The 24424-nt window shown below is 69.9% G+C and carries 19 protein-coding genes; 12 read left to right on the forward strand and 7 right to left on the reverse strand.

Translation table 11 applies throughout. From position 1 onward, the window contains the following. Window positions 1-177: 177 nt before the first annotated feature. Window positions 178-3183: an excinuclease ABC subunit UvrA gene (uvrA, locus tag G369_RS0118575; RefSeq protein WP_244164357.1), complete on the reverse strand. Its 3006-nt coding sequence runs from the start codon at window positions 3181-3183 to the stop codon at window positions 178-180. A gap of 145 nt (window positions 3184-3328) precedes the next feature. Further along, on the reverse strand, window positions 3329-4720 hold the full coding sequence (locus G369_RS36045; protein WP_019655527.1) for a chloride channel protein: 1392 nt from the start codon (window positions 4718-4720) through the stop codon (window positions 3329-3331). A 108-nt stretch (window positions 4721-4828) separates the two neighbouring features. Here G369_RS36045 and ssb point away from each other — a divergent pair, with 108 nt between their 5' ends. Next, window positions 4829-5371, forward strand: a complete 543-nt coding sequence (gene ssb / locus G369_RS0118585; RefSeq protein ID WP_019655528.1) for a single-stranded DNA-binding protein — start codon at window positions 4829-4831, stop codon at window positions 5369-5371. 82 nt (window positions 5372-5453) lie between these two features. Here ssb and G369_RS0118590 read toward each other — a convergent pair whose 3' ends face one another. Further along, entirely contained in the window at window positions 5454-6104 is a 651-nt protein-coding gene (locus G369_RS0118590) for a hypothetical protein (RefSeq protein WP_019655529.1), read from the reverse strand. Next, window positions 6101-6469, reverse strand: a complete 369-nt coding sequence (locus tag G369_RS0118595; protein WP_019655530.1) for a phage integrase family protein — start codon at window positions 6467-6469, stop codon at window positions 6101-6103. The genes G369_RS0118590 and G369_RS0118595 overlap by 4 nt, the downstream gene beginning before the upstream one ends. A gap of 297 nt (window positions 6470-6766) precedes the next feature. Between G369_RS0118595 and G369_RS0118600 the strand changes: the two genes are divergently transcribed. The 6 genes from G369_RS0118600 (at window position 6767) to G369_RS0118625 (ending at window position 14482) form a co-directional block, all read left to right on the forward strand. Next, complete coding sequence (locus tag G369_RS0118600) at window positions 6767-7780, forward strand: LysR family transcriptional regulator (RefSeq protein WP_019655531.1); 1014 nt, start codon at window positions 6767-6769, stop codon at window positions 7778-7780. Window positions 7781-7996: 216 nt separating this feature from the next. Continuing rightward, a complete protein-coding gene (locus G369_RS0118605; RefSeq protein ID WP_019655532.1) occupies window positions 7997-9544 on the forward strand; it encodes an AMP-binding protein in 1548 nt (515 codons plus the stop codon). Window position 9545: 1 nt separating this feature from the next. Beyond that, complete coding sequence (locus tag G369_RS0118610) at window positions 9546-10766, forward strand: acyl-CoA dehydrogenase family protein (protein WP_019655533.1); 1221 nt, start codon at window positions 9546-9548, stop codon at window positions 10764-10766. Window positions 10767-10832: 66 nt separating this feature from the next. Continuing rightward, complete coding sequence (locus tag G369_RS0118615) at window positions 10833-11819, forward strand: Bug family tripartite tricarboxylate transporter substrate binding protein (RefSeq protein WP_019655534.1); 987 nt, start codon at window positions 10833-10835, stop codon at window positions 11817-11819. A gap of 66 nt (window positions 11820-11885) precedes the next feature. Further along, window positions 11886-12593 (forward strand): response regulator transcription factor, encoded by a 708-nt coding sequence (locus G369_RS0118620; protein WP_019655535.1) that lies wholly within the window; start codon window positions 11886-11888, stop codon window positions 12591-12593. Between the two features lie 62 nt (window positions 12594-12655). Further along, window positions 12656-14482: an ATP-binding response regulator gene (locus tag G369_RS0118625; protein ID WP_019655536.1), complete on the forward strand. Its 1827-nt coding sequence runs from the start codon at window positions 12656-12658 to the stop codon at window positions 14480-14482. A gap of 9 nt (window positions 14483-14491) precedes the next feature. On the opposite strand, the gene G369_RS0118630 is transcribed toward G369_RS0118625, so the two are convergent. Further along, the gene (locus G369_RS0118630) at window positions 14492-14896 is read right to left on the reverse strand and encodes a GFA family protein (RefSeq protein ID WP_019655537.1); all 405 of its coding nucleotides are present in this window, start codon (window positions 14894-14896) and stop codon (window positions 14492-14494) included. Then, window positions 14893-15606, reverse strand: a complete 714-nt coding sequence (locus G369_RS0118635) for a YebC/PmpR family DNA-binding transcriptional regulator (protein ID WP_019655538.1) — start codon at window positions 15604-15606, stop codon at window positions 14893-14895. Before G369_RS0118635 ends, G369_RS0118630 begins: the two co-directional genes overlap by 4 nt. 106 nt (window positions 15607-15712) lie before the next feature. Here G369_RS0118635 and G369_RS0118640 point away from each other — a divergent pair, with 106 nt between their 5' ends. Further along, window positions 15713-17440 (forward strand): M14 family zinc carboxypeptidase, encoded by a 1728-nt coding sequence (locus G369_RS0118640; protein ID WP_019655539.1) that lies wholly within the window; start codon window positions 15713-15715, stop codon window positions 17438-17440. On the opposite strand, the gene G369_RS0118645 is transcribed toward G369_RS0118640, so the two are convergent. Then, entirely contained in the window at window positions 17424-18341 is a 918-nt protein-coding gene (locus tag G369_RS0118645; protein ID WP_019655540.1) for a LysR family transcriptional regulator, read from the reverse strand. The genes G369_RS0118640 and G369_RS0118645 overlap by 17 nt on opposite strands. Window positions 18342-18447: 106 nt before the next feature. Here G369_RS0118645 and G369_RS0118650 point away from each other — a divergent pair, with 106 nt between their 5' ends. The 4 genes from G369_RS0118650 (at window position 18448) to G369_RS0118665 (ending at window position 24406) form a co-directional block, all read left to right on the forward strand. Beyond that, window positions 18448-19863 carry an aminotransferase family protein gene (locus G369_RS0118650; RefSeq protein WP_019655541.1) on the forward strand — a complete coding sequence of 472 codons (1416 nt, stop codon included), beginning with the start codon at window positions 18448-18450 and terminating at the stop codon, window positions 19861-19863. Then, the gene (locus G369_RS0118655; RefSeq protein ID WP_019655542.1) at window positions 19860-22199 is read left to right on the forward strand and encodes a LamG domain-containing protein; all 2340 of its coding nucleotides are present in this window, start codon (window positions 19860-19862) and stop codon (window positions 22197-22199) included. The genes G369_RS0118650 and G369_RS0118655 overlap by 4 nt, the downstream gene beginning before the upstream one ends. Next, window positions 22196-23491, forward strand: coding sequence for an MFS transporter (locus G369_RS0118660; protein WP_019655543.1), 1296 nt, complete (start codon window positions 22196-22198; stop codon window positions 23489-23491). The genes G369_RS0118655 and G369_RS0118660 overlap by 4 nt, the downstream gene beginning before the upstream one ends. A 78-nt stretch (window positions 23492-23569) precedes the next feature. Next, window positions 23570-24406: an isocitrate lyase/PEP mutase family protein gene (locus G369_RS0118665; protein WP_038115253.1), complete on the forward strand. Its 837-nt coding sequence runs from the start codon at window positions 23570-23572 to the stop codon at window positions 24404-24406. Window positions 24407-24424 lie beyond the last annotated feature (18 nt).

Here is a 24424-nt window from a genome sequence, read left to right on the forward strand (position 1 = left end):
AGGAGCGCGCAGCCGGACGCAGAGGACGCGAAGGTTTCGCGAGGGGCGCGAAAGGAAAACACAAGAATGTTTTCGGTCTCTCCGACCTCTGCGTGATCTTCGCGTCCTCTGCGTCCGGAGGTCCGATCCCTTCAGCGCCCGCACAGTCCATGAACGGCCTGCAGGCGCCAGCAGCGGCTACTTCTGCTCCAGCAGCCGCTTCAGGTAACGCCCCGTATGGCTCGCCTCGTTCGCCGCGATGTCCTCCGGCGTGCCCTGGCCCACCACCGTGCCGCCGCCGGCGCCGCCTTCGGGGCCCATGTCGATCAGCCAGTCGGCGGTCTTGATGACGTCGAGGTTGTGCTCGATGACGACGATGGTGTTGCCCGCGTCGCGCAGCTGGTGGAGCACCTTCAGCAGCAGCTCGATGTCTGCGAAGTGCAGGCCGGTGGTCGGTTCGTCGAGGATGTAGAGGGTGCGGCCGGTGTCGCGCTTGCTGAGTTCGAGCGCGAGCTTCACGCGCTGCGCCTCGCCGCCCGACAGCGTGGTGGCCGACTGGCCCAGCTTGATGTAGCTCAGGCCCACGTCGAGCAGGGTGCGCAGCTTGCGCTCGATGGTGGGCACGGCCTTGAGGAAGTCGTGCGCGGCCTCGACCGTCATCTCCAGGATCTGCGCGATGTTCTTGCCCTTGTAGAGCACTTCGAGCGTCTCGCGGTTGTAGCGCTGGCCGTGGCAGACCTCGCAGGGCACGTACACGTCGGGCAGGAAGTGCATCTCGACCTTGACGACGCCGTCGCCCTGGCAGGCCTCGCAGCGCCCGCCCGCCACGTTGAAGCTGAAGCGCCCCGGGCCGTAGCCGCGCTCGCGCGCGGTGTTGGTCTCGGCCATCAGCTCGCGGATGGGCGTGAACAGGCCCGTGTAGGTGGCCGGATTGCTGCGCGGGGTGCGGCCGATGGGGCTCTGGTCGACGTTGATGACCTTGTCGAAGTACTCGATGCCTTCCACCGACTCGTGCGCCGCCGGCTCCTCGTGCGCGCGGTAGAGCGTGCGCGCGACCGCCGTGTAGAGCGTGTCGTTCACCAGCGTGGACTTGCCCGAGCCCGACACGCCCGTCACGCAGGTCAGCAAGCCGACGGGGAAGGCCACGCTCACGTTCTTGAGGTTGTTGCCCGTGGCGCCGACCACGCGGATCTCCTGCAGGTCGGTCTGCGTGGCGAGGTGCGCGGCCTCGCGCGCGGCGCGGCGCTCGGCGGCGGGGCTCGGCGGAAAGCGCGGGGGCTTCCTGCCTTCATGGAAGGCGGGCTGCTTCGTCGAAGGCAGCCACGCGGTGCGGTGCTTCGGCACCTCGATCCTGCGCGCGCCCGAGAGGTACTGGCCGGTGAGCGAGTCGGGGTTGGACGAGACCTCGGCACAGGTGCCCTGCGCCATCACGCGCCCGCCGTGCACGCCGGCGCCGGGGCCCATGTCGATCACGTGGTCGGCGGCGTGGATCATGTCCTCGTCGTGTTCGACCACGATCACGCTGTTGCCGATGTCGCGCAGGTGCTTCAGAGTGCCGATGAGGCGGTCGTTGTCGCGCTGGTGCAGGCCGATGCTGGGCTCGTCGAGCACGTACATCACGCCGGTGAGGCCGGAGCCGATCTGCGAGGCGAGGCGGATGCGCTGCGCTTCGCCGCCCGACAGCGTCTCGGCGCTGCGGTCGAGGCTCAGGTAGTTCAGGCCCACGTCGTTGAGGAACTTCAGGCGCAGCCCGATCTCGCGCACCACCTTCTCCGCGATCTCGGCCTTGGCGCCGCGCAGCTTGAGCTTCTCGAACCAGCCGAGCGAATCGCGCAGCGTGAGGCGGCTGAGCTCGAAGATCGCCATGCGCGGGCGCTCGGTGCCGTTGTCCGCGCCGCTCTCGTCGACCAGGAACACGTTGCGCGCCTCGGGGCGAAGGCGCGAGCCGCCGCAGTCGGGGCAGGGCTGCATGTTGCGGAAGCGCGCGAGGTCCTCGCGCACCATCACCGAGTCGGTCTCGCGGTAGCGCCGCGTCATGTTCGGGATGATCCCCTCGAAGGGGTGCTTCTTCGTGAGCTTCTTGCCCGCGAAGTTGCCCGACTCCATGGTGTAGTTGAACTTGATCTCCTCGGCGGCAGAGCCGTACAGCAGCACCTGCTGCACCGAGGCCGGCAGCGATTCGAAGGGTGCGTCGACGTCGAACTTGTAGTGCTTGGCGACGCTCTCGATCATGCTGAAGTAGTAGCCGTTGCGGCGGTCCCAGCCCTTGATGGCGCCGCTGGCGAGCGACAGCGACGGAAAGGCCACCACGCGCGCCGGATCGAACACCTCGCGGCTGCCCAGGCCGTCGCAGGTCGGGCATGCGCCCACGGGCGAGTTGAACGAGAACAGGCGCGGCTCCAGCTCCGACAGCGAGTAGTGGCAGATCGGGCAGGCGAACTTGGCGTTGAACAGGTGCTCCTTGTCGGGAGCGCCTTCCGCGCCCAGTTCCAGCGCGATCGCGCGGCTCTCGGCCAGGCGCAGCGCCGCCTCGAAGCTCTCGGCCAGGCGCTGCTGCATGTCGGGGCGCGCGCGAAGGCGGTCGATGACGACGTCGATGTCGTGCTTCTCGGTCTTCTTGAGCTTGGGCAGGTCGTTGTATTCGTAGATCTGCCCGTCGACGCGGAAGCGCACGTAGCCGGAGGCCTGCATCTCGGCGAAGAGCTCGACGAACTCGCCCTTCTTCTCGCGTGCCACGGGCGCCAGGATCATCAGGCGCGGCTCGTCGGGAATCGCCAGCACCGCATCGACCATCTGCGACACCGTCTGCGCCTGCAGCGGCAGGTGGTGGTCGGGGCAGTAGGGCGTGCCGGCGCGCGCGTAGAGCAGGCGCAGGTAGTCGTGGATCTCGGTCACCGTGCCCACGGTGGAGCGCGGGTTGTGGCTGGTGGCCTTCTGCTCGATGCTGATCGCGGGCGATAGGCCCTCGATCACGTCGACGTCGGGCTTGTCCATGAGCTGCAGGAACTGCCGCGCGTAGGCCGAGAGGCTCTCGACGTAGCGCCGCTGCCCTTCGGCATACAGCGTGTCGAAGGCAAGGCTCGACTTGCCCGAGCCCGACAAACCGGTGATGACCACCAGCTTGTTGCGCGGGATGTCGAGATCGACGTTCTTCAGGTTGTGCGTGCGCGCGCCGCGGATGCTGATGCGCTGCTGCGCCAGCACTGCGCCGAGGTAGGTGTTGCGTTCGAGTTCCGCGTCGCGGGCGCTTTCCGCGTCGGCTTCGCTACGGGCGGTGGGTGCGGTGGCTTTTGAATTCAAGGCAGGCGATCGTCCGAGGGCAACCGGACATGATAGACCGCCCACGATTTCATGGCGAGCCGGAGGGAACCGGCGGTTCGGACTTCGGGGTTTCTGCAGGCGGCGGGTGCACCGCTTCGGTGCCGGCGGAGGTGCTGATCGCGCGGCTCACCATGTGCTCGGCCAGCGTGTCGTACAGCGGCCGGCTGATCATGCGCGAGACCAGGCTGGCCAGCATCGCGGCCGCCATCAGGCTCAGCACCATCGAGTGGCCGTCGACCATCTCCATCACGATGATGAAGGCGGTGAGCGGTGCCTGCGTCACCGCCGCCAGGAAGCCGGCCATGCCCATGGCGATGAGCGCCGGCCCGTGCTCGCTGGCGGCCAGCCGCGCCACCGCGTCGCCGATGCCCGCGCCGATGGACAGCGACGGCGCGAAGATCCCGCCCGGCACGCCGCACCACGCCGTGAGCCAGGTGGCGACGAACTTGAGCACCGTGTAGAGCGGCGTGAGCTCGTCATGCCCCTGCAGCATCTGCTTGACCGCCTCCGAGCCCGCTCCGAAGGTGACGCCGCCCGTGACCAGCCCGATGACGGCCACAGCCAGTCCGCCGACGGCCGCGAAGCGCACCGGAAAGCGCGCCCGCCAGCGGTTGAAGCGCCCGGCCGTGCCGGTGAGGGAGGCGATCAGCAGCCGCGCGAACAGCCCGCCCGCGGCGCCACTCAACAGCGTGACCAGCAGGCCCGGCCCGAGCACGTCCCAGCCCAGCCGCGGCACGCGGATCACGCCGAAGTAGCTGACGTTGCCGAAGGCCGAGACCGCCACCAGGCCGGCCAGCACGATCGCCGTGATGATCAGCCCGCTGGAGCGAGCCTCGAGCCGGCCCGACAGCTCCTCGATGGCGAACACCACGCCCGCCAGCGGCGCATTGAAGGCCGCCGCGATGCCGGCCGCGCCGCCGGCCACCAGCAGCGCACGCCCGTCGATGGCGGTGTTGGGCGAGAGCCAGCGCCGCGCGTGCTGCATCACGCCCGCCGCCACCTGCACGGAGGGGCCCTCGCGCCCTATCGACAGGCCGGCCGCGAAACCGGCCACGCCCAGCCCGATCTTCGCGACCGTCAGCCGCAGCGAGGCGAACACGAAGCGCCGCTCGTCGGGCAGGGCCGGGTGCAGCGCGGCCTTGATCTGCGGGATGCCCGAGCCGCCCGCGCCGGGAAAGAAGCGCAGGGTGAACCAGACGATGCCGGCCGTGATCAGCGGCGTGGTCAGCAGCAGGGCCCAGGGCCAGGCGCGGTAGAAGCGGTGGAACTGGCCGAAGACCCAGTCGCTGGCCAGCGTGAAGCCCACCACGAAGAGGCCCGCCGCGATGGCGTAGCCCAGCACGATGGCACGGTCGAGCCAGATCCGCCCGCTGGACAGCTCGGCGCGCAGATGCTCGAAAAAGTCGGGTTCGCGATTCATCGGTCCGGGCCATTCTGGCACCTCAGGGGATTGCGGGCAGTCGCCTTGGGGCACAATCGAGGGTTCTTCTCAACCTTCTCCTCCATCCACTTATCAGGGGCAGTGCATATGGCATCGGTCAATAAAGTCATCGTCGTCGGCAATCTGGGGCGCGACCCCGAGATGCGTACATTCCCGAGCGGCGACCAGGTCGCGAACGTCACCGTGGCCACCACCGATCGCTGGAAGGACAAGCAAAGCGGCGAAATGCGCGAAGCCACCGAATGGCACCGCATCGTCTTCAACGGCCGCCTGGCCGAGATCGCCGGCCAGTACCTGCGCAAGGGTTCGCAGGTCTATGTCGAGGGCAGCCTGCGCACGCGCAAGTGGACCGACAAGGACGGCATCGAAAAGTACACCACCGAGATCCGCGCCGACCAGATGCAGATGCTCGGCAGCCGCCAGGGCCAGGGCGGTCCGTCGGGTCCCAGCGACGACGACGGCTATGGCGGTGGCGGCGGCTACTCGCAAGGCGGTGGTGGCGGCGGCGGTGGCGGCTACGCCCCGCGCGCACCCGCGGCCGCACCGCGCGCGCCCGCGCCGGCTCCGCGCCAGGCACCGGCCAAGTCGTCGTCGGGCTTCGACGACATGGACGACGACATTCCGTTCTGAAGCCGGTCTTCCCGGTTCCTGATTCAGGCAAGGGCCTGCTCTTCGGTGAGCAGGCCCTTTTCGCTTTTCCGGGGCCTGCCAGCTAAGGCCTGCCCAGCGTCGCCAGCTTCTTCCTGGCCGCCTGCAGCAGGCCGCCGCGCTCGGCGGGCAGCGCCGCCTTGGTGTCGCCCAGCGCGATGATCTCGTGCACCGTGGGCGCGGAGAGCTTCGCAGCCAGCGGATCGCGCGCGGGCATGCCGTTGAGCCGCGCGAGCGGAACGACGTGCACATTCAGGTGCCGGCCCATCGACTTCGACAGCTTCTGGCATGCCGCCGCCATGGCGGCTTCGTCGGGCACCAGCTGGCCGTGCGCGATCAGCAGTTCGATGGTGCCTTGCGCGTCCTCGCCCAGCACCAGGGCGCGCACGACCGAGTCCTTGAACTTGGAGCGCAGCATGGAACGGATCGGCTCCGCCGCCGCGAAGGATCGCAGCGCGATGCTGCGCAGCTGGTCGTGGAAGACGAAGGAGCGGTCGATCCGGATGGCCTCGGGCTGCTCCTCGCCCTTCGCGGCCTGCCGCTTCACGATGCCGCTGCCGACCAGATGCTCGACGGTGGCGGCGGCTTCGGGCTCGGCCAGCCTGGTCCGGCGAGCGAGCTCGGCGGTCGGGAACCATTGATCGGCGGGCGCCGCGTACAGGACCGTGAGCAGCTTCTGTACTTCGGGAGAAAAAAGAAAATCCGCTGCGCTCATCCTTGCTCTGTTGCTGCTGACACGAAGCGCGCATTATCCGAGCCGCGCGCCGCAGCCGTCGGGGTGGCATCGCAGGGCGCCGGACGGGCGCGTCCGTGTTCGCGAACGCAGCGCAGGTCCACCTGCATGCCCGTGCTCTCCTGCTGCTCGCGCAGCCATTGCACGACGCGCTCGGCCCGCCTCACGCCGATGCCCCGCACCGGATACCACCAGGTCACTCCGGCATCGTTGATGCGCTGCGCCAGCTGTTGCAGCGTGCCGAAGCCGGCCTGTGCGAGCCTTTCGGACAGCAGGGGGTCGAACCACGCCGCGACGCTGTCGTGTGCCTGCGGCGCATTTCCGCCGGATCGAGGAGGGGTGTCCATGGTTGTCTCCAGGCGCGGGCACGAGTGCGGGATGCTTGACGGCCCGCGATGACTCCGCGCATGTTGTGGTTCGGATGGGCTTGCGTTGCATGGGACATGCCAGTGCGCCTGCGCCTTGATCCACAACAGATTTCCTGGTCCGCTGCCGGCGTATGTAAGTTATTCAGGCAAATAGTGTGTCCAGTTTCCGGACAGATGCCTGATCGCCGATCAGGGTTTACCTGCCCGGGAGGCCTGCGAGGACCGAGAACGACCCGCGAGGCATAGTAGCCAGCCCCGGCCCCACACTCGTAACCCATGGACCTGCGCACCCTCCGCTATTTCATCGCCGTGCTCGAAGCCGGCAGCCTCTCCCGCGCGGCCGGGGCGCTGTACGTCGCGCAGCCGGCGCTCACGGCGCAGATCAAGAAGCTGGAAAGCGAACTCGGCGTGCAGCTCTTCGAGCGTTCGCATGCCGGCGTCACGCCCACGTCGGCCGGGCTGCGCCTCTACGACGACGCCCGCCGCCTGCTGAGCGACGCCGACGCCATGCGCGAGCGCATCCAGCGCCTGCCGCAGGGTCCCGAGGGCTCCGTCACGCTGGCCATTCCCTTCCTGCTCGCCTCGCTGCTGATGGGGCCGGTGCTCGCGGCGCTCAAGGAATCGCATCCGCGCGTGCGCGTCTTCGTGCTCGACGGCCTGAGCCTGACGGTGTGCAAGGCCGTTCTGGAGCGCCGCGCCGACGTCGGCATCCTGGTCGACACGCCGCCGCTGGAGGGCCTGCGCTGCAGGCCGATGGCGCGCGAAGGCATGTACTTCTGCGGGCGCGATACGGATGGCCGCGTCGCCCGGCTGCTGCGCGCGGCGCCCACAGTGCCCGCGGGGCGGCGGCGCCCGGCGAAGGGTGACGCAGGCGCCGAGGCATCGCAGTACCCGGTGATTGATCTTGCCGACGCCGCGGCGCAGCCGCTGGTGCTGCAGTCGCGGCGCTTCGCGATCCGGCAGTCGGTGGAAGGCGCGGCGAATGCGCGCGGCGTGCCGCTGAACATCGTCCACGAGCACGACTCGGCACGGGTGATCCGCTCCCTCTATCTGAATGGCGCCGGCTTCACCTTCGTGCCTGCCTGCGCGCTGAGCGACAGTCCGCCGCCTCGCGAAGGCTGGCTGGTCGCTCGCGTGGTCAATCCGGAGCTTTCGCGCGCCTACACGCTGGTCACGCCCGAGCGTCCGCTCGATGCCGTCGCGCAGGTGGTGGTGGATGCGCTGACCGCTGAAGCGAAGAGCCTCATCGGGCAGCGCAAGTGGATGGCGGAGTGGACGATGCGCGGCTGAGCCCGGGCGCGAACAAGGGCACGCGCAAGGGCACGCGCCATCGGGCGAAGGCCATCAATTCCGGTGATGGCCCCGGATCAGCAAACAGTATTTCTCCTGCAGCCGCGCTTCTGGAACAGTGCCGCTGACCGCAAGAGCGGAACGGCGACATGCGCGATCGCACGTCGCGGCACCCAGGAGACAAGCATCAATCCCCCATCCATTCCCCCCAGGCGCATGGTCGCCAACGTCGGCGCCCTCGTGGCGCGCAGCGCGCGCGCCAACGCGCGCCGCGTCGCTGTGATGAGCCCCGCGCGCACGCTCACCTACGCGCAGCTCGAGCAGCGCAGCAACCGCCTCGCCAACGCGCTGCTGGGCCTCGGCCTTGCGCGCGGCGACCGCGTGGGCATCTACCTGGCCAACTGCGCCGAGATCGTCGAGGTCGAGATCGCCTGCTACAAGGCCGGCCTCGTGAAGGCGCCGTTCAACTCGCGCCTGTCGCCCGGCGAAGTGGGCGAGATCGCCGCCAACAGCGAGGCCGCGATCATCGTCACCACCCGCGAGCGCGCCGAGAGCTTCCGTGCGCACATCCGCGGCGAGATGCCCCGCCTGCTGCTGATCGATGGCGACGACGCCACCGGCTACGAGGCCGCGCTGGCCCGCGCCGGCGATGCATTCACGCCGGTGGAAGTGCATGCCGACGAACTCGCCGTGCTGCACTACACCTCGGGCTCCTCGGGCGTGCTGAAGGCCGCGATGCAGACCTTCGGCAACCGGCTCGCGCAACTGCGCAAGTTCCTGATCCGCTCCGAGGGCATGCACGAGGGCCACATCCTCGGCCTCGTGGGGCCGGTCACGCACGCCTCGGGCATGCAGATCGTGCCGGCGCTGTGCAGCGGCGTGACGATCCGCCTCTTCTCGGGCTTCGAGCCGGCGCGCTTCATCGCCGACATGCGTGCCGACCGCGTGACGCATACCTTCATGGTCCCGACCATGATCAACATGCTGCTGGGCGAGCTCGAAGGGCAGTACCGCCCGCTGCCCGACCTGCAGCGCCTGGGCTACGGCGCCGCGCCGATGGCGCCTGCGCGCATCCTCAAGGCCATGGACGTGTTCGGCCCCGTGCTCTCGCAGGGCTACGGCGCGGGCGAGACCACCTCGGGCGTGTGCGCGCTGACCACGAACGATCACCTCCATGCCCGCGCCGCGCGCCCCGAGCGGCTGGCCTCCTGCGGGCGCCCGCTGCTCGAATGCGACGTGCGCATCCTCGACGACGAGGGCCAGCCCGTGGCCACCGGCGAGATCGGCGAGATCGTGGTCGGCGGCGAGGACATCTTCGCCGGCTACTGGCGCGCGCCCGAGCTCACGGCCGAGGTGCTGAAGAACGGCCGCTACCACACCGGCGACCTCGCGCGCATGGACGAGGAGGGCTACGTCTACATCGTCGACCGCAAGAAGGACATGGTCATCAGCGGCGGCTTCAACGTCTATCCGTCCGAGGTCGAGGCGGTGCTGTTCCAGCACGAGGCGGTGCAGGAAGCCTGCGTGTTCGCGATTCCCGACGACAAGTGGGGCGAGTCGGTGGCGGCGCACGTGGTGCTCAAGCCCGGCCGCGCAGCCGACGGCTCGGCCATCGACGCCTTCTGCGGCGAGCGGCTGGCCGGCTTCAAGCGCCCGCGCCGCATCGAGTTCGTCGAATCGCTGCCGAAGAACCCCAACGGCAAGGTGATGCGCAAGGCGGTGCAGGCCCCGTACTGGGCGGGCCAGGAGAGGATGGTGAACTGAGATGGATGCGACGACACCCGTCATCGACAACATGTCGCCGATCTTCGCGGGCCCCTTCGAGGGCTCGGAGCGCGCAGCCGAAGTCATCGTGCGCGTGCAGGCCTTCCTGAACGGCGAACTGGCCGATCTCGCGCGCGAGCACGACGTCGACAGCGAGCGCGGCGCGTCCCGCGAGCTGCTGCAGCGCGTGTGGAAGCGCTCGCGCGAGCTGGGCTTCTACGGCATGACGCTGCCACAGAAGATGGGCGGCATGGGCCTCGCGGTGCTCGACCATGCGCTCATCAAGGAGGCGATCTACGCCACCGGCTCGCCCTTCGCGCCGCACGTGTTCGGCGAGCTGAGCGGCCCGCCGCGCGTGGGTGCGCTGGCACGCTTCGCGACGCCGTGGCAGATGAAGAACTTCATCGTGCCCGTGGCCGAGGCCGAGAAGGCCATCTGCTTCGCGCTGACGGAAGAGCAGGCCGGCTCCGACGCCGGCGCGGTGCAGACGCACGCGGTGCGCGACGGCGACGACTATGTCGTCAACGGCCGCAAGCGCTTCATCTCGGGCGCGCCCTTTGCCGACTTCGCGGTGCTGGTCGCCTCCACCGCCACCGATCCCGCGCAGCGCGAGGTGTCGGCCTTCTTCGTCGACCTGTCTGCACCGGGCGTGCGCGTGGAGTCGGGCTACAAGACCATGGCGGGGCAGTCGGGCACCGGCAACATCGTGTTCGAGAACGCCCGCGTGCCGGCCGCGAACCTGATCGGCGAGCAGGGCCGCGGCCTGGCGCTGGCGCTGGGCCGCATCACCGCCAACCGTCTGCTGCATTGCCCGGCGATGGTCGGGCTGGCGCAGGTGGCGCTGCGCGACGCGCGCGACTACGCGCTGCAGCGCAGGCAGTTCGGCCGCGCCATCGGCCAGTTCCAGGCCATCCAGCACATGCTGGCCGACATGGCGACCGAGCTGGCCGCTGCGCGCGCGCTGATGATCCACACCGCGCGCCAGATCGACGCCGGCTCGGACGCGCGCGCCGAGGCCTCCATGGCCAAGCTGTTCTGCTCCGAGACCGCCTTCCGCGTGGCCGACCGCGCGGTGCAGATCCATGGCGGCGAAGGCATCGTGCAGGGCCGGCGCGTGGAGTTCCTCTTCCGCCTGCTGCGCATGTACCGCGTGCTCACCGGCACCAGCGAGATCCAGCGCAACACCATCGCCAAGGAGCTGCTGGCGTCCGAGACGGGCTAGGGCGCCTCGCGCGTTCCGAGAAGCAGCGAAGAGACGAAGAGATACAAGAAACCGGAGACAAGACGAATGACCGATCCGCACCGCCGCAGGCTGCTGGGCCACGCCCTGGCCGCCTTGCTGCTGCCCCTGGGCCCCGGCCTCGCGCAGGCCGAGGAGGCTTACCCCAGCCGTCCCATCAAGTGGGTGCTGCCCTACCTGGCCGGCACCGGGCCCGACATCACCGCACGCATCCTCGCGGAAGCCGTGGCGCCGGTCATCGGCCAGCCGGTGGTGATCGAGAACAAGGCCGGCGCGGCCGGCAACATCGGCGCGCGCATCGTCGCCAAGGCCCCGGCCGACGGCTACACCTGGATCTACTCGGCCGCGCCCATGGCCGCCAACATGCGCATGTACCGCAACCCGGGCTACGACGCGCTGAAGGACTTCCGCCACGTGATGCGGCTGTCCAGTTCCGACGTGGTGCTGATCGTGAACGCCAGTTCCGACATCCGCAGCCTGGCCGACCTGGTGGCCAAGGCCCGGGCGCAACCCGGGCGGCTGGCCTATGCCTCGGGCGGCGTTGGCACGCCCTCGCACCTGGGCGTGGAGATGCTGCTGTCGGCCGAGAACGTCAGCTCGCTGCATGCGCCCTACAAGGGCGCCTCGGAGCTGGTCAACGCGGTGCTGGGCGACCAGGTCGCGTTCGGCATGCCGATCCTCGCGGTGGCCTACCCGCAGATCCTGGGCGGCAAGCTGCGCGCGCTCGCGGTGGCCGGAACGACGCGCAACCCCATGCTGCCGCAGGTGCCCACGCTGGCCGAGCTGGGCGTGAAGGGGGCCGAGCTCACTTCGTGGGGCGGCATCTCCGTGCCGGCGGGCACGCCCGATGCGGTCGTGCAGCGCATCCGCGCCGCCTTCGAGAAGGCGCTGGCACAGCCCAGGGTGGTCGCGGCGCTGCAGGAGCAGGGGGGCAGGGTCGACATGCAGGACGGGCCGGCCTACACGAGCGGCTTCACTAGAGAAATGGTATTCACCGAGGCCATGATGAAGAGGGTGGGGCTCGAGCCTCTCTGACATCGCCGGGCGCGGCCATGACTTTGGGCACTTACGGTGCCCACAAGCGACCCCTAGCATCCGGGGATGACAGAGACCGATAGGCCCTCATCCCCGGCACAGGGGACATCGCAGGACCCCGCCCGGCCGCGCGCCATCCTGGTCGTGGACGATCACGACCTGGTGAGGATGGGCGTGTGCGCGCTGCTGCAGGCCAACACCTCGGCGATGCCCATCGAGGTGCTCGAGGCCGGCGACCTGGCCGAGGCGATGGCCGTCTACGAGGCCAATGAGGACGCCATCGAGCTGGTGCTGCTCGACCTGGCCCTGCCCGACACGCAGGGGCTGAGCGGCCTCATGGCGTTCCGCGAGCGCCATCCCGCCGCGCGCGTCGTGGTGCTGTCGGGCACCGGCACCACCTCGCTCGCGCAGGACACCCTCGCGCAGGGTGCGATGACGTTGGGCGCCTTCGCCTACCTGCCGAAGTCCGCCACTCTGCGCGAGGTCGTGAGCTTCATCCGCGCCTGCGGCTTGCTCGGCGGCGACGCGGTGAACTACCAGCCTCCCGCGCCGCCTGCGCCGGCGGAGGCGGTGGCGCCGTCGTCCAACCATGCGCGGCACAAGCTCACGAAGCGGCAGCTGCAGGTGCTCAACTGGCTGCTGGAGGGCAAGAGCAACCATGAGATCGCCATGCTCGCAGAGATCAGCGAGGGCACGGTCAAGAACTATGTCGCGGGCATCCTTCTGCAGTTCGGCATGCGTTCGCGCGCGCAGTTGATCAGCAGCCTGCGCTGAGCCGAATCCTGCGCAGGCAGGCAAACGGGGCTCGACGAAGACCCCGAAGGGAGACAAGGGACATGAACAAGAACGATCCGGCCCCGGGGCACCTGCCCCTCGACCCGACCCTCGAGATGCGCGTGCTGCGCGAGCACGTGGCCTCGCTGTACGCGGGCCACACCACGGCCATCGTGGCGCACATGGGCTTCGCCATCGGCATCGGGTGCTTCGGCTACTTCTTCGTCGATCCGGCCTTCAGGCTGCTGATCGTGGCGCTCATCACCGCGATCGTGCTGGTGGACCTGTATGCCATCGCCACGCCGCGCTGGACGCCGCAGGTGCCGCTGGAGGAGACGCCGGCCTGGGCCAGGAAGTACACGCGCATCGTCACCGCGATCAGCACCGTGACCGCGCCCAGCAGCCTTTTTCTGGTGAGCATCCAGGACTCGATGCTCACCACCTTCGTCACGGTGGTCATCATGGGCAGCTGGACCCGCGCCGTGCAGGCGCGCTGGCCGCTGCGCACCGCGATGTTCGGCTACGGCATCCCGATGATGAGCGGGCTGATCCTCTCGCTGGCCTGGTACGGCGGCGCGCTCAACTGGTTCCTGGCGGGCTTCGCCTTCGTCAACCTGGTGCTGACGCTGAGCGAGGGCGTCAGGCAGAACAAGCGGCTGACGGCCACGCTGATCCTGCAGTTCGAGAACGAGGCGCTAGCGGCCCAGCTGCGCGAGCAGATCGCGGCCACCGAGCGCGCCAGCGCCGAGAAGACCCAGTTCCTGGCCGCCGCCAGCCACGACCTTCGCCAGCCCATGCACGCCATCGCGCTCTTCGGCGCCGCTTTGGGCAACACGCTGCGCCACCGACCCGAGGAAAGGAACGTCGAGCGGCTGATGCGCGCCGTCAACGCGCTGGGCGCCTCGCTGGACACCATGCTCGACATCTCCCGCCTCGACGCCGGCGTGGTGGAGCCCGAGCCGCACGCGCTGTCGCTCGACGAGCTGTTCCTTCCGCTGCACAACACCTTCTCCGTGCAGGCCGAGCGCAGGCGTCTGCAGCTGCGCGTGCGCGCCAGCGGCCTGTGGGTGCGCAGCGACCGGCAACTGCTCTACCGCATGCTCTCCAACCTCGTCGACAACGCGCTGAAGTACACCCGCCAGGGCGGCGTGACGGTGGTTGCGCGCAGCCGCGGCGAGCAGGTGTGGATCGAGGTGCGCGACACCGGCATCGGCATCGCCCCCGAGCAGGCCGAGCGCATCTTCGAGGAGTTCTACCAGGTGAACAACCCGGGGCGCGACCGCTCGCGGGGCCTGGGCATCGGGCTTTCGATCGTGCGCCGGCTCGGGCGGCTGCTCGGCCACGAGGTCGAGATGCGCTCGCGCCCCGGACGCGGCACGCGCTTCCGGCTCACCGTGCCGCTGGCCGAGGCCGGCGAGGCGCCGCGCGACGGCCTTCCGCTGCCGGACTCCGAATCGCTCGTGCGCCATTTCTTCCAGGTCCCGGAACTCGGCGGGCGCGTGCTGCTGATCGACGACGAGGAGGACATCCGCGAGGCGATGACCGAGCTCATGCGCGCCTACGGCATCGACGCGGTGGCCGTGGCCGACGAGGACGAGGCGGCGGAAGTGCTCATGCAGCCCGATGCGGACCTGAACCCGGTGGCACTGCTCATGTGCGACTACCGCCTGGCCGAGGGCGCCGAGGGACTGCAGGTCGGGCTGCGCCTGCGCGAGCGCTTCAGGCTCGATGCGCCGATGCTGCTGATCACCGGCGAGACCGCGCCCGAGCGCCTGCAGCGCGTGCGCGAGTGGGGCGTGCCGGTGCTGTTCAAGCCGGTCAGCGCGGCCACGCTGATGCAGGCCATCAACGAGCTGGTGCACGTCGACGCGCAGGCGAGCGAGGCCTGAGCCCGCCGCTCACTGTGCGCCGACGTGGCCCTGGTGCTGCGGAAGGTCGTCCGTGATCGTGAACCACGGCGCCTTCGAGCCTACGAAGATGTGCGCGCTCGGGCGGATGGAAGGCGCATCGACCAGCGTGCCCAGCGTGACGTGCACGTACTGCCCCTCGCGCACCACCGAGCACAGCAGCGAGCCGCACTTCGCGCAGTGCAGGTCGCCCGCGTCGGGCTCGCCGTAGACCGCGATGCCGTCCTCGCCCTGCGTGATGGCGAACTTGCGTCGCTCGATGCCCGCGAAGGGCTTGAAGGCCGAGCCGGTCGCGCGCCGGCAGTCCGAGCAGTGGCAGTTCAGCGAGTAGGCGAACTCGTCGGCCACCTCGTAATGAACGGCGCCGCACAGGCACCTGCCGGCAAGGATGCTCACCCGGCCAGTCCCACGTACACGTTCTGCACGTCGTCGTTCGCGTCGATGGCCGCGAGGAAGCTCTCGACTTCCTCCAGCGCCTCGGCGCCCAGGCTCGCGGGATCGATGGGGTTCTTCGGCTTGTAGCCCAGCTTGGCCGACAGCACCGTGAAGCCCTGCGCGGGCAGGGCGCGGCTCACGAGGTCGAGATCGGTGGGGTCGGTGAGGAAGACGGCGGGGTGGTCCTCGCCGGCCGGCTCGAAGTCCTGCGCGCCGGCCTCGATGGCGGCCACTTCGGGGTCGGCATCGGGCTTCGCGGGTTCGGCCTCGATCATGCCGACGTGGTCGAAGTCCCACGACACCGAACCCGAGGTGCCGAGCTGGCCCTTGCGGAACAGCACGCGCATCTCGGGCGCGGTGCGGTTCACGTTGTCGGTGAGGCATTCGACCATCACCGCCACTCGGTGCGGTGCGAAGCCTTCGTAGATCACGTGCTCGTAGTTGACCGATTCACCCGTCAGGCCCGCGCCCTTCTTGATGGCGCGGTCGAGCGTTTCCTTGGGCATCGATGCCTTGCGGGCCTGTTCCACCGCCAGCCGCAGGCGCGAGTTGGAGGCGGGGTCGGCGCCGTTGCGCGCGGCCACCACGATTTCCTTGACGAGCTTGCCGAACAGCCGGCCCTTGGCGTTGGCGGCGATGTCCTTGTGCTTGGCTTTCCACTGGGCGCCCATGTCGTTTCCTTGAATGAATGTGTATTGCTTGCGGCCTTGTCTGGCTCTTTGGAAGAAAGAAAAGGGCTGGATGACCGGGAAGGGCGACTACTGTAGCCTTCTTCCCATGACCGCTCCACAAGACACCTCGTACGTCACGCCCTTCGAGGCAGGCAACGGCAACCAGACCGCCACCTGGGCCGAATGCATCGCCTTCTACGAGCGGCTGGCCAGGGACTTCCCCGGCGTGCTGCGCTGGGGCGAGATCGGAACCTCGGACACCGGCGTTCCCCTCCATGCCGGCGTGGTCAGCGCCGACGGCGTGTTCGACCGCGAGACGCTCAAGCGGCAGGGCCGGCCGGTGTTCTTCAACAACAACGGCATCCACCCTGGCGAGCCCGAGGGCATCGACACCTGCATGGCGCTGGTGCGCGACTTCTGCACGCGGCCCGACCGGCTGGCGGCGCTGGGCCGGACGGTGTTCCTGTTCATCCCGGTCTACAACGTGGACGGCTGCATCGAGCGGCAGAGCACCTCGCGCGTGAACCAGCTCGGGCCGGAATCCTTCGGCTTCCGCGGCAACGGCCGGCACCTGGACCTGAACCGCGACTTCATCAAGTGCGACAGCCTCGCCGCGCAGGTGTTCAACCGCTTCTTCACCGCGTGGGACCCGGACGTGATGGTCGACACCCACACCTCCAACGGCGCGGACTACAGCTACACCATGACGCTGATCCCGACCCAGCCCGACAAGCTCGGCGGCGGGCTCGGCGCCTTCCTGCGCGAGAGCATGCTGCCCGCGATCTACGCAGGCATGGAGCGGCGCGGCTGGCCCACCTGCCCGTACATGAACCTGCTGGCCGAGACGCCCGACGACGGCATCGAGGACTTCCTCGACCTGCCGCGCTTTTCCACCGGCTACGCCGCGCTGCACCACACCATCGGCTTCATGCCCGAGACCCACATGCTCAAGCCCTTCGCCGACCGCGTGGCCTCGATGCGGGCGCTGGTGGAGACGGTGCTCGACTTCGCCATCGCGAACGCGGCGCGCATCCAGGAACTGCGCCGCGAGGCGAAGGCGAAAGCCGCGCGGCAGACGCGCTGGCCGCTGACCTGGCGCAACGACCGCAGCCGGCCCGCGAGCCTGCGCTTCAAGGGCTACAGCGCGGTCCGCACGCCCAGCCTGCTGGGCAACTACGAGCGTCTGGCCTACGACCGCAGCCAGCCGTGGGAGAAGGACATCGTCCATTTCGACCGCTGCATCGAGGAAGCGACGGCCGCTGCGCCCAGGGCCTACCTTGTGCCGCAGGCATGGCGCGAGGCGATCGAGCGGCTGGCGTGGAACGGCGTCGCGCTCGAGCGGCTCGAGGAAGACCGGCTCTTCGACGCGGTGCGTGTCTACCGCATCCGCGACGTGGCCTCCCGCCCCAACGCCTACGAAGGCCACATGTTCCACGACGAGGTGGTGCTGTCGGAAAGCACCGAGCCCTTCCAGGCGCGCGCGGGCGACGTTCTCGTCTCGCTGGACCAGCCGGGTGCCCGCTATGCCGTCGAGACGCTGGAGCCGCTCGCGCACGACAGCTTCTTCCGCTGGGGCTTCTTCAACAGCGTGCTGGAGAAGAAGGAGAACTTCTCGGCCTACGTCTTCGAGGACACCGCGCTGCGCATGCTGGAAGACGAGCCCGGGCTGAAGCGCCTGTTCGAGCAGTGGAAGGCCGACAACCCCGACAAGCTGGGCGACCCGCAGGCGGTGCTGGGCTTCATCTTCGCGCACGGCCGGCGCCATGCGGAAGCGGGATGGCGCCGCTATCCCGTCGTCGCGCTGATGCAGCCGGGTCTCACCCCGCCGGCCTGAAGCCCGGCAGGGCGTGCATGCGCCGCCGCAGCGCTTCCACGAAGGCCGTGACCCGCGCCGGCCGGTACAGCCCCGGCGGCAGCGCGACGTGCACGCCGATGGGCTCCAGCCACCAGTTCGGCAGCACGCGCTTGAGGCGGCCGGCCTGCATGTCGTCATGGCACATCCACGGCGCCGCCGCGCCGATGCCCGCGCTGTTGAGGATCGCGCGGTAGCTCGCGAGCAGGCTGTCGGTGCGGATGGGCGTGTCCAGCGGCACGATGCGCGAGCGGCCCGCTCGATTGATGAGCCGCACATTGCCCGTCACGTACGGGATCAGCCCCACGCACGGCACCTGGGGCAGCCGGGCGAGCGTGATGGGGCCGGTGCGCTTGAGCAGCTCGGGCGTGGCGATCAGAACCCGCTCCATGCGGCCCACGGTGCGGCAGACGAGGCCGGGGTCGCGCACTTCGCCCACGCACACCCAGCACTCGGCGCCGGATGCGGCGAGGTCGACCACGCGGTCGGTCAGCGTGAGCTCCACGCGCAGCTGCGGATGCGCCGCGCGCAGGTCGGTCACCGCGTCGGTGAGGAAGCCTGTGCCGTAGCCGGAGGGTCCGATCACGCGCAGTGTGCCCTCCGGCCGGCTCTGGCCGCCCTGCAGCCGCTGCGAGAGGCCTGACCAGCGGTCGGTCAGGTCGTGCGCCTCGGCCAGCAGCGAGCGGCCTTCGTCGGTGAGCGAGAAATTGGCCGTGTTGCGGATCGCCAGCTTGACGCCCAGCAGCCGCTCCAGTTCCAGCAGGCGGCGGCTCACCGTGGGCTGCGTGGTGTCGAGCAGTCGCGCCGCCTTGCTGAGCGATCCGCTCTCGCCGATGCGGATGAAGGTCTGGAGCAGGTCGAGGCGGTCGTGGGTGTTCTTCATGCGCCAGACGTATAGCACTTCATCGGACCATACGTCTACCCGCAAGGGCCGGCCGTGCCTATCGTCTGGGGCCTTCAAGACCTGCGAACGAATGGATTACCCGCCGATGAGCGCCTCGACGATCGAAGACAAGACCTCCCGCACCGTGGGAGACACGCCCAAGGGCGGTTCCGTGCTCGGCTTCTACGCCGCCAAGGGCACGCCGCGGCCGCCGCGCATCGCGCGCGGCGAGGGCGTCTACCTGTGGGACGAGGGCGGGCACCGCTTCCTCGACGCCACGGCCGGTGCGGTGGTCGCCAACATCGGCCACGGCAATCCGCGCGTGCTGGCCGCCATGCAGGAGCAGGCGGCGCGCGTCACCTTCGCCTACCCGCGCTTCTTCGAGAGCGAGCAGAGCATCGAGCTGGCCGACCGCGTCTGCGCGCTGGCGGGCGAGGGCTTCGACCGGGCCTTCTTCGTCTCGGGCGGCTCCGAGGCCAACGAGTCGGCGATCAAGCTGGCGCGGCAGTACGCGGTGGTCACGGGCCAGCTGAAGCGCGTCAAGGTCATCTCGCGCAACCCGAGCTACCACGGCTCCACGCTGGGTGCGCTGGCCGTGACGGGCGATGCGCACACCCAGTCGATCTACGGGCCGATGGTGCGAGAGATGCCGAAGGTGAGCGCGCCGCTGTCCTATCGCATTCCCGCCGGCCACACCGCCGAGAGCCACGCGCTGGCCTGCGCCGACGAGCTCGAGACCACCATCGTGCGCGAGGGCGCCGACACGGTGCTGGCCTTCATCATGGAGCCGATCGGCGGGCTCTCGACCGGCGCGGCGGTGGCGCCCGCCGTGTACTTCGAGCGCGTGCGCTCCATCTGCGACCGCCACGGCGTGCTGCTGATCTACGACGAGATCATGAGCGGCGCGGGCCGCACTGGCGCCTTCCTCGCGGCGCACCACTGGGCCGGCGCGCGGCCCGACTTCGTCACGCTCGCCAAGGGGCTGGCGGCGGGCTACACGCCGCTGGGCGCGCTGCTGGTGCCCGACCGCATCGTCGACGCGGTCGCGGGCAGCGGCGGCTTCGTGCACGGCCACACCTACTTCACCAACCCGCTGTCGTGCGCGGTGGCGAATGCGGTGCTCGGCGAGGTGATCGAGCAAGATCTCGTGAGGCGCGCACGCGACATGGGCGAGCTGCTGATGGCGCGCCTGCGCGAGGTGGCGGCGCGCTCGCCCATCGTGGGCGACGTGCGCGGCAAGGGGCTCTTCACCGCCATCGAGATCGTGGCCGACAAGGCGACGAAGCGGCAGCTGCCGGCAAGCTTCAACGCGCCGGCGCGGCTCACCGAGCACGGCCTGAAGCACGGCATCGCGCTGTACAACCGGCGCGCCAACCTGGGCGCCTTCGGCGACTTCCAGATGATCACGCCGCCGCTGACCATCACGCCGGCCGAGATCGACGAACTGGCGGACCTGCTCGAACGCTCGCTGCGCGGCCTGGCCGACGAGATCGCGGCCAAGGGCCTGGCCACCGCGGCATGACGATGCAGCAGCAGAAGATCCTTCCCCCGCACCGCAGCCTGCAGGTGCCTGGAGTGCACGGCTACACCGACCGCAAGAGCGTGGCCGCCGGCGAGGTGGTGCGCTTCCACATCAGCAGCGACGTGCCCTACACGCTCTCCGTGTGCCAGCTCGGCTCCGACACCGAGGGCCGCACGGACGACGCGGTGCTGCACACCTTCGAGCCTTCGGCGCCGCGCGTGCACCCGATCCACCCCGGCTCCTACGTGCGCGTCGAGCGCGGGCTCGACCAGCCGCTGCGCGCGCTCACGCTCGAATGCTGGGTGCAGGTGTGGAGCCTGGGCACGCGCCAGAGCGTGATCGGGCAGTTCGACCTGGCGGGCGCCTGCGGCTACGGGCTCTTCATCGACGAGGACGGGCGCGCGGTGTTCCATCTGGGCGACGGCGGCGCCTTCCGCGCCGAGGGGCAGCTCTCGGGCGGTGCGCTGCAGCCTCGGCGCTGGCACCACGTCGTCGCGACATGGAACGGCAGCGAGACGGTACTGTGGCTCGACGGAGAAGCCGTCGCGCGCGGCCGCTTCGACGGCCCGCTGCAGCCGGGACGCGCGCCGCTGCGCCTGGGCAGCAGTGGCATCGACGGCCTGGCGGACGCGTTCCTTGAGGGCGACATCGTCATGCCGGCGATCTATTCGCACGCGCTGCAGGCCCACGAGGTCAAGGCCCGTTTCGCCGACCGCGGCCTGCACACGCCGCGCGGCCGTACCGTGCTCGCCTGCTGGCCGCTGCGCGAGGAGCGCGGCGACGTGGTGGCCGATGCCAGCGGCCACCAGCGCACCGGCCGCATCGTCAACCACGGCACCTGGATGATCGTCGGCCCCGCCTTCGAGCCGCACCGGGTGAACGAGTTCTCGGACGACGGCTACGACCCGCTGACGGACCCCACGCGCGGCCACGGCCTGCGCCTGGCGAGCGACGACCTCTACGACTGCCGCTGGCCCGAGAGCCATGCGTTCCGCATGCCGGCGGATGCGAAGTCGGGCGTGTACGTGGGCCGCGTGAGCTTCCTGCTCGACGGCCGGAGCGCCGAATACGACATCACCTTCATCGTGCGGCGCGCTGCGAACCGCGCTCCCGCGCCCGTGCTGGTGCTGTGCGCCACCAACAGCTGGCTGGCCTACGCGGCCACGCCCTTCGCGAAGAACGTCGCGAGCGACCCGGTGTGGCCGCGCCGCTCGGCCGGCCTGCAGAACAGCCTCCCCGAGGCGCCGGCCTTCTGCAGCTACACCTACCACCGCGGCGGCCAGCCCACCTACCAGGTCGGCCTGCGCATGCCCTGGCCCAACGCCAGCCCCAATGCGCTGTACGACCCGGCCGATGCCGGCTTCAGCCAGTGGACCCGGCTGGAGCGCCGCCTGCACGTGTGGCTCGATCGCTGCGGCTACGACTACGACGTGGCGAGCGACCTCGACCTGCACCGCGACCCCGGCCTGCTGAAGGCCTACGGCACGGTCTTCATCAATGGCCACAGCGAATACTGGTCGCAGCCGGCCTGCGACGGGCTCGACGACTACCTCTCGAACGGCGGCACCGCCATCGTGCTGTCGGGCAACACCATGTACCTGCGCGTGAGCTACGACGAGGAATGCACGGTGATGGAGCAGCGCAAGGTGCGCGGCCCCGGCGACGAGGACGGCGCCGAATCGGTGGAGCTGCGCCCGCCCGCCGGCCCCTACGGCGAGCAGTACCACTCGCAGGACTGGGCGCGCGGCGGCCAGTTCAGGCAGGCCGGGCGTTCGTGCGCCGACCTCATCGGACTGGAGTCGGCCGGCTGGGCCTTCGCCGACGGCGACGACTTCGGCGTGTACCACGCGACGCAGCCGGGGCACTTCCTGTTCACGCAGCCGCATCCGCTGGGGCTCGAAGAAGGCTCCACCTTCGGCCATGCGCCGGGCGGTGGCCTGCCGAGGGCCATCGGCCACGAGTGGGACCTGAGCGTCGCGACGCTGCGCCGCATGACGCGCACGCTGCCCGCGGGCGAGCGCCTGCCAGAGCCGCATCGCGGCATCCAGGTCATCGCCGAGGGGCGCAGGCAGCGCCCCGGGCGGCTCGACGCCTACCTCGACTACTACTCGCAGCCGACCGATTCGCTGGGCGGGCTCTCGGCCGAGATGATCTATTGGGAGCGCCCGCAAGGCGGCCGCGTGTTCAACGCAGGCGCCGTCGGCGCGAGCTGGGTGCTCGGCGCCGACCCCTCATTCGAAGGGCTGCTGCGCAACGTGCTGCACCACTTCGGCGTCCGGCCCGCGACGGGCGCGGACCTTGCAGATCAACCATCCCTGGAGCACGCAGCACCATGAGCACACTCGCCCCACGCACCGCCGACCTTTCAGAACCCGCCGGGCCTGCCTCCCGGCAGAGCACGCTGCGGGTCATCACCGCCATCTCCATCGGCAATGCGCTGGAGTGGTTCGAGATCGTGATCTACGGCTTTCTCGCCGTCACGATCTCCAAGCTCTTCTTCCCGGCCGAGAACGACACCGTCTCGCTGCTCATCACGCTGGGCACCTTCGGCGTGACCTTCGTGATGCGGCCCATCGGCTCGCTGGTGCTGGGCGCGTACGCCGACGCCAGGGGGCGCAAGAACGCGCTGACGCTCTCGATGGCGCTGATGCTGTGCGGCACGCTGCTGATCGCGGTGGCGCCGACCTTCGCGCAGATCGGGCTGTGGGCGCCGGGCCTGGTGATCCTCGCGCGGCTGCTGCAGGGCTTCGCGGCCGGCGGCGAGTTCGGCAGCGCCACCGCGCTGCTGGCCGAGCAGGATCCGCGCCGCCGCGGCTTCTTCTCGAGCTGGCAGTTCGCGAGCCAGGGCGTCACCACCTTCCTGGCGGCCGGCTTCGGCATGGGGCTCAACGCACTGCTCACGCCCGAGCAATTGCTGTCGTGGGGCTGGCGCATTCCGTTCTTCTTCGGCCTGCTGATCGGGCCGGCGGGGCTGTACATCCGCCGCCACCTCGACGAAGGCCTGGAGTTCAAGCGCGCCGCGCAGGAAGCCGCGCCCGTGCGCGCCACGCTGGTCGACCAGCGCGGCCGCACGCTGGCGGCGATGGGGCTCATCATCCTCGCGACCATCGTGGCCTACACGGGGCTCTTCATGCCCACCTTCGCGGTGCGGCAGCTCGGCCTGCCGCCGTCGATGGCCTTCGCGGGCACCTTCTGGTTCGGCGTGCTGCAGTTCGTGCTGGTGCCGCTGTTCGGCAGCATGTCGGACCGCGTGGGGCGCATTCCCGTGATGCGCGCCGCGGCGCTGGTCATGCTGGTGATGATCGTGCCGCTGTTCTACCTGCTGGTGAACCATCCGTCGGTGCCGGCGCTGATGCTCGCGCTCACCGCGATGGGCGTGGTGGCTTCGGCCTACTGGGGGCCGATCTCGGCGGCGATGTCGGAGCTGTTCCCGGCGGCCACGCGCGGCACGGGGCTCTCTGTGAGCTACAGCTTCGGCGTGGCGATCTTCGGCGGCTTCGCGCCCTTCATCAGCGCCTGGCTCATCACGGCCACGGGCAGCAAGATCGCCCCGGCGTTCTACGTGGGCTTCGGCGTGGTGGTGAGCCTGATCGCGCTGCGGGCGGCGCGCGGCTACGGCGTGAAATGAAATAGCAGTTTTTTCCAAGCCGGCGCGGCGCGCCGTTCCTAAGCTGCGGTCATTCCTCAACTTGCCCAATGGATGACCATGCGAGCCAGCGACGCGCAGCAGAAGACAGAGACATTCCACCGACTGCACGAGGGCCCCGCGCCGCTGGTGCTCGTCAACGCCTGGGACGCCGCCAGCGCCCGCATCGTGGAGCGCGCCGGGGCCAGCGCCATCGGCACCACCAGCGCGGGCATGGCCTGGTCGCTGGGCTACGCCGACGGCGAGCGCATGCCGGTGGACGAACTGCTCGCTGCCTGCGCGCGCATCTGCCGCGTAGCGAGCGTGCCGGTGAGCGTGGACATCGAGAGCGGCTTCGGCGATAGCGCGCAGGCGGTGCGCGAAGTCGCAGCAGAACTGATCGGCATGGGCGCGGCCGGCATCAACATCGAGGACGGCACCCTGCCCGGTACGCGCGAGCTGGCATCGCCCGAGGTGCTGCGCGAGCGCATCGCGGCCATCCGCGGGCTGGATGCGCGCTTCTTCATCAACGCGCGCACCGACGTCTACTTCGTGCCATGGGAAGACCCGGTGGCGCGTTTCGAGGAGGCGCTGCGCCGCGCGAAGCTCTATGCGGCGGCGGGCGCGGACGGCATCTTCGTGCCGGGCATGTCCAGCCCTGAGGAGATCGCGCGGCTGTCGGGTGCGCTCGAGCTGCCGCTCAACGTGTACGCGGGCTATGCGGGTGCGCCGTCGGTCGATGCCTTCGCGCGGGCCGGGGCGCGGCGCATCAGCCTGGGCTGCGGGCCGCTGCAGTCCGCGCTGGGGCTGGTGAACCGCATCGCTGCCGAAGCTTTCGACCAGGGCCGCTTCGGCACGATGGGCGAGGGAATGCTGTCGGTCGGCGAGCTCAACGCGCTCTTTCCCGCCACGGCCTGAGCCTCGCGCCGGCCGGAC

Origin of the sequence: Variovorax atrisoli 110B (assembly GCF_000382045.1) — a bacterium.
In the GTDB taxonomy this organism is placed as follows: domain Bacteria; phylum Pseudomonadota; class Gammaproteobacteria; order Burkholderiales; family Burkholderiaceae_C; genus Variovorax; species Variovorax atrisoli.

Excerpts from the sequence above, each read along its gene's own strand:
- G369_RS36045 (WP_019655527.1), bottom strand. The coding sequence starts at position 4,720 with ATGAATCGCGAACCCGACTTTTTCGAGCATCTGCGCGCCGAGCTGTCC.
- ssb (WP_019655528.1), top strand. The coding sequence starts at position 4,829 with ATGGCATCGGTCAATAAAGTCATCGTCGTCGGCAATCTGGGGCGCGAC.
- G369_RS0118590 (WP_019655529.1), bottom strand. The coding sequence starts at position 6,104 with ATGAGCGCAGCGGATTTTCTTTTTTCTCCCGAAGTACAGAAGCTGCTC.
- G369_RS0118595 (WP_019655530.1), bottom strand. The coding sequence starts at position 6,469 with ATGGACACCCCTCCTCGATCCGGCGGAAATGCGCCGCAGGCACACGAC.
- G369_RS0118600 (WP_019655531.1), top strand. The coding sequence starts at position 6,767 with ATGGACCTGCGCACCCTCCGCTATTTCATCGCCGTGCTCGAAGCCGGC.
- G369_RS0118605 (WP_019655532.1), top strand. The coding sequence starts at position 7,997 with ATGGTCGCCAACGTCGGCGCCCTCGTGGCGCGCAGCGCGCGCGCCAAC.
- G369_RS0118610 (WP_019655533.1), top strand. The coding sequence starts at position 9,546 with ATGGATGCGACGACACCCGTCATCGACAACATGTCGCCGATCTTCGCG.
- G369_RS0118615 (WP_019655534.1), top strand. The coding sequence starts at position 10,833 with ATGACCGATCCGCACCGCCGCAGGCTGCTGGGCCACGCCCTGGCCGCC.
- G369_RS0118620 (WP_019655535.1), top strand. The coding sequence starts at position 11,886 with ATGACAGAGACCGATAGGCCCTCATCCCCGGCACAGGGGACATCGCAG.
- G369_RS0118625 (WP_019655536.1), top strand. The coding sequence starts at position 12,656 with ATGAACAAGAACGATCCGGCCCCGGGGCACCTGCCCCTCGACCCGACC.
- G369_RS0118635 (WP_019655538.1), bottom strand. The coding sequence starts at position 15,606 with ATGGGCGCCCAGTGGAAAGCCAAGCACAAGGACATCGCCGCCAACGCC.
- G369_RS0118640 (WP_019655539.1), top strand. The coding sequence starts at position 15,713 with ATGACCGCTCCACAAGACACCTCGTACGTCACGCCCTTCGAGGCAGGC.
- G369_RS0118645 (WP_019655540.1), bottom strand. The coding sequence starts at position 18,341 with ATGAAGAACACCCACGACCGCCTCGACCTGCTCCAGACCTTCATCCGC.
- G369_RS0118650 (WP_019655541.1), top strand. The coding sequence starts at position 18,448 with ATGAGCGCCTCGACGATCGAAGACAAGACCTCCCGCACCGTGGGAGAC.
- G369_RS0118655 (WP_019655542.1), top strand. The coding sequence starts at position 19,860 with ATGACGATGCAGCAGCAGAAGATCCTTCCCCCGCACCGCAGCCTGCAG.
- G369_RS0118660 (WP_019655543.1), top strand. The coding sequence starts at position 22,196 with ATGAGCACACTCGCCCCACGCACCGCCGACCTTTCAGAACCCGCCGGG.
- G369_RS0118665 (WP_038115253.1), top strand. The coding sequence starts at position 23,570 with ATGCGAGCCAGCGACGCGCAGCAGAAGACAGAGACATTCCACCGACTG.